The organism is Clostridium sp. AM25-23AC, assembly GCF_003435125.1.
In the GTDB taxonomy this organism is placed as follows: Bacteria; Bacillota; Clostridia; order Lachnospirales; family Lachnospiraceae; genus Pilosibacter; species Pilosibacter fragilis.
Genome location: NZ_QWGI01000073.1, coordinates 1 through 3721, shown reverse-complemented (window position 1 = coordinate 3721; position 3721 = coordinate 1). Strand labels below are relative to the sequence as shown.

Below are 3721 nucleotides of genomic sequence, written 5' to 3'. Positions count from 1 at the left end.
TTTGCTCCGCAAAGACGGCCGTTTAGCTTCGCAATATGCATTTCTCTTCCGTAGATACCAGAGAGTGCATGTTGCACTCTCCCGTATCTGTTTCCACAGGATTCTTACCACGGCATCTCGGAACATATATATTCTTGATCGTTGGTTTCTCCCTGCGTATTGACGGTTTCCTTCCTTCCATCTTTCATTCCCTCCATCCAAGCATCACGCACTATTGCGTATAAATCAGAAGCACCATTAATCATCTTATCCTCGCAAACGTACTTGATTTCTTCCTTATTTGGGTTGTAACTGAACGCTACTGCAAATTCTTCATTCTCAACAATTCCAAAGATTGAAAAAGTCTCCTCCTGTTCCTTATTAGGAAAGAATACATGCTGCTTGTATTCGATGTTGTCACCTAATTCTAATGCTGCTTTTTTCATGTTTTTCAAGCAAATACGCATACCTGTCGGAATAGTAATCGGCTTACCATCTTCAATCTGCCACTCATAACGTGCACCCTCATACTCCACAACTATCGCTGCGTTTATAATTCGCTCGATCTCATTATCACCCAACTTGGCTGCGGTCCCTTTTTCGTTAATAGAAATGTAATCTGCCTGTTTTTTCGGATTTATAGATTTCCTCACTGTCTCTTCAAAGTAAGTTGCTTTTTCCTCTGTAGTCATATTTCCTCCTCTGATAGCTGCTGATCATGCTATCATTTATTATATTTAGCTCTTTGCTTACACCAAACCACTCGCAAGATCAGCATTGGAATGTTTGTTGCTCGCTCCGATCTATGCTTAAACTATAGCAGATATCATTTCCCTTTTAGGGGTCAACATTTTTTTGAGAATATTCCACTACCATCGTCACTGTACTCTTAATCTTCCCCGCCTCTGCATTCATTCCTACAAATAAGGTAAGTCCATGTTATACTTGGTTTTTATGTATAACATGGACTTACCTTATTTCTCATAAACAAACTGCTCAAAAATCTGTACAATCAGTTTCTATTTTTATATTCAATCTTTATCTTCTGCTTTACTGTCGTTTTTAATATTTCTTAAAAGCTCTGCCAGGTCAAGCTCACCGAAATCAAAAGTTTCCATATGCTTTAAATTGTCTTTTTTCTTCGTTCTTTTTGAACTAACCATTTTCCTTATTTCTTTTTTAGAATATCCATATATAGCTCCTTGCGTCCCTCCTATGCCATAAGTATAAATGTTCAACAGCTCTTCTGTTAATCTTTCAATCATTGACTCTTGATAATCCCTGTCTGCTCTATCAAAAATTTTACGATACTCTTCTCTATAATAATTTCCTAATTTTTTTATTTCATTGACAATTTTTGAACGTTTTCCGTACTTTACCATGAGATCTAAAATTTTTCCATAGAGACTGAGTACTTTCTCTAAATCATCTTCTGTATAATCTTCCTCCCGATAATTTTTTCTTTTAAAAAATATATATACTGATAATGCCTCTCCCAACTCTGCATACTTTATATTATAATTTCGAATTGTATTTTCTACCCATTTTACGTTATATACAGTATACATATCGTCGGGTTTGTCTTCTTTTTTATCCTCTCTGTATTTACTTGTATAGTGCAATTTTTGAAATTGCTTCACAATATTTTGATATATTTTCTTATAATCATCCTCTCCTGTCTTTCCTAACATTTTCGTATACACTCTCGCCACATCTTTAAGAGAGTAGCTGTCCTTTGGCAATCCATAGTCATAGTTTACAATATCTTTAAAAAGCGAAAAATCTGGAATTAAATCAGCATAGAAATATTGTATAAAACGACCACGTCCATACAAATAAAGATTCACATATATATTATCTCTATCAAACATGTATGAAGCTTGTTTGTTTCGTTTAATTTTCTCATAACTTGTTTTTTCAATTTTAAATGCTTTCCTTATTCTATCGATCACATCTTTTAATGGGAATTCTGAGTCCAATAAGATTTCTAATATCTGGCTATAACAATCCATCATGTATTTCCACTTTACATCCTGTTTTTCCAAAAATTCCTCTATATTGTTTCCGTCATCTACAATATTTTCCCATTCATACTGTCCATACTCAATATCCGCATCTGACTTACTTATTTTATCAGAATTATTTTCTAACTCTTCCCATTTTATTTTGCACATCCTTTCTCCAACGTCTCTTTGTAGTTCAAAAATAACATTCAACTCTTTATACAATTCTTTTCGTCCTATACCTTTGGCAAAAAGCATTGTAAGTGTTATATCATTCTGTATCAAGTTTAGGAACATCTTGTCCCCTTCCAAATTACATTCTGGTGCGCACAGTGCACGATAAAAATCACGATAAAATCTTACCTGATTCTGCATCCTGCTTTTTCGCTCCAAACTACTGAATTTATTTTCTTCCTCTTCTTCTAACCCCAGTAGTTTTATTACATGTGTTTGTCTACTATTGTCTACCATTGTCGCCCCAGTTTTTTCCTCTTTTCTTTTTTTCATCTTAACCCTCCAATAATACTATGTGTCAATGTGTCAAGCATGCCTATAATCATAACTACTAAATTTTACAAATAAAAATTAAGCCTCCACTACAGCTTAGAAATAAACTATAGACTTAAAATATCACTGACACATTGGCACATTAACATAATACATCGCTGCATCAAATCAATAGAAGCAGTTGACAATCGTCCCCTGCTTCCGATTTTAATCCTATTCTCTTTTTTGATTATTAATATACTTTCTTGCATGTTCCAACATTATCTCTGCTGTTTCAATTTGCTTTTCAGTCCCTATCTTCGAAGCAATATAGAACGGATCATAGTCACTTGCATGTCTAATTTCTTCTGATTGAACAATCTGACGCCCCAATGATCTTGGAAAAATTTCCTTCGCCACAAAATTCTTATTAAAATATGCCAACGTATCCTTATGGCGTTTGAATGCAACCCCATGAACCGAAAGAACTGCATCAATTGTATGATAAATAGAATAATATGCTCTATTATTTGCTCCGCGATATTTGCCGCATTCCATCAATATCTTAGCCGTTTCAAGATCTTCTTCTGCAATCTGCAGGCGATGAGCAACCAGGTCCCACCGATCCCCAATATCAAATTCATCAGGCTGCTTCATATAAGGAAATTCCCTCCGTTTTTACATTTTTATAGAATGGATAAGCTTCACTCCATCGAAGGAAACTCTTTTTATTTTTCACAATCGGCATCATCCAGATATCATGTTCTACATTATACTCGAATCCAAGCTCTGATAAAGCATCTGAGAAGGTATCCAGTTCTGTTTCATCCAGATCCACCAACAGCATAATATCCACGTCAGAATCTTTTGTATAATCGCCACGGGCATACGAACCATATAAGATTACTTGTTTTAAGTGGTTCCCGTAAATTTTCTTCACCGCAGTTACATATTCTGTTATCAAATTCTGCATTTCTGTTGCCATCTTATTTCCTCCTCTCTACCTACATCTATTATATCCACTTGAAAACCGGTAAGCAATATTTTTATATACTGGATACGCGAAAATCTGGTAGAGGCAAACAAGCTTCCACCAGATTTTCTTTTCCAGATCAGCTAGGCTATGATTAAACGATCCTCTTTTCTCTGATACAGATACACCTGATTAGAAAGAACATCCTCTTTTAATAGTTCAGTGTGATTTACATGATGTGAAGTGCTATACTAACGTTGTAACAGTAGTGGCTAATAAG

At 35.0% G+C, this 3721-nt stretch carries 4 protein-coding genes; all 4 read right to left on the bottom strand.

The genetic code is table 11. From position 1 onward, the window contains the following. Positions 1 to 104: 104 nt before the first annotated feature. Positions 105 to 671 (bottom strand): hypothetical protein, encoded by a 567-nt coding sequence (locus DW677_RS17785; RefSeq protein ID WP_117468957.1) that lies wholly within the window; start codon positions 669 to 671, stop codon positions 105 to 107. Between the two features lie 339 nt (positions 672 to 1010). After that, entirely contained in the window at positions 1011 to 2489 is a 1479-nt protein-coding gene (locus DW677_RS17780; RefSeq protein WP_117567929.1) for a hypothetical protein, read from the bottom strand. Positions 2490 to 2702: 213 nt separating this feature from the next. Further along, positions 2703 to 3125: a HEPN domain-containing protein gene (locus tag DW677_RS17775; RefSeq protein WP_117468955.1), complete on the bottom strand. Its 423-nt coding sequence runs from the start codon at positions 3123 to 3125 to the stop codon at positions 2703 to 2705. Then, positions 3112 to 3453, bottom strand: coding sequence for a nucleotidyltransferase domain-containing protein (locus DW677_RS17770; RefSeq protein ID WP_117468954.1), 342 nt, complete (start codon positions 3451 to 3453; stop codon positions 3112 to 3114). Before DW677_RS17770 ends, DW677_RS17775 begins: the two co-directional genes overlap by 14 nt. Between the last annotated feature and the right edge of the window lie 268 nt (positions 3454 to 3721).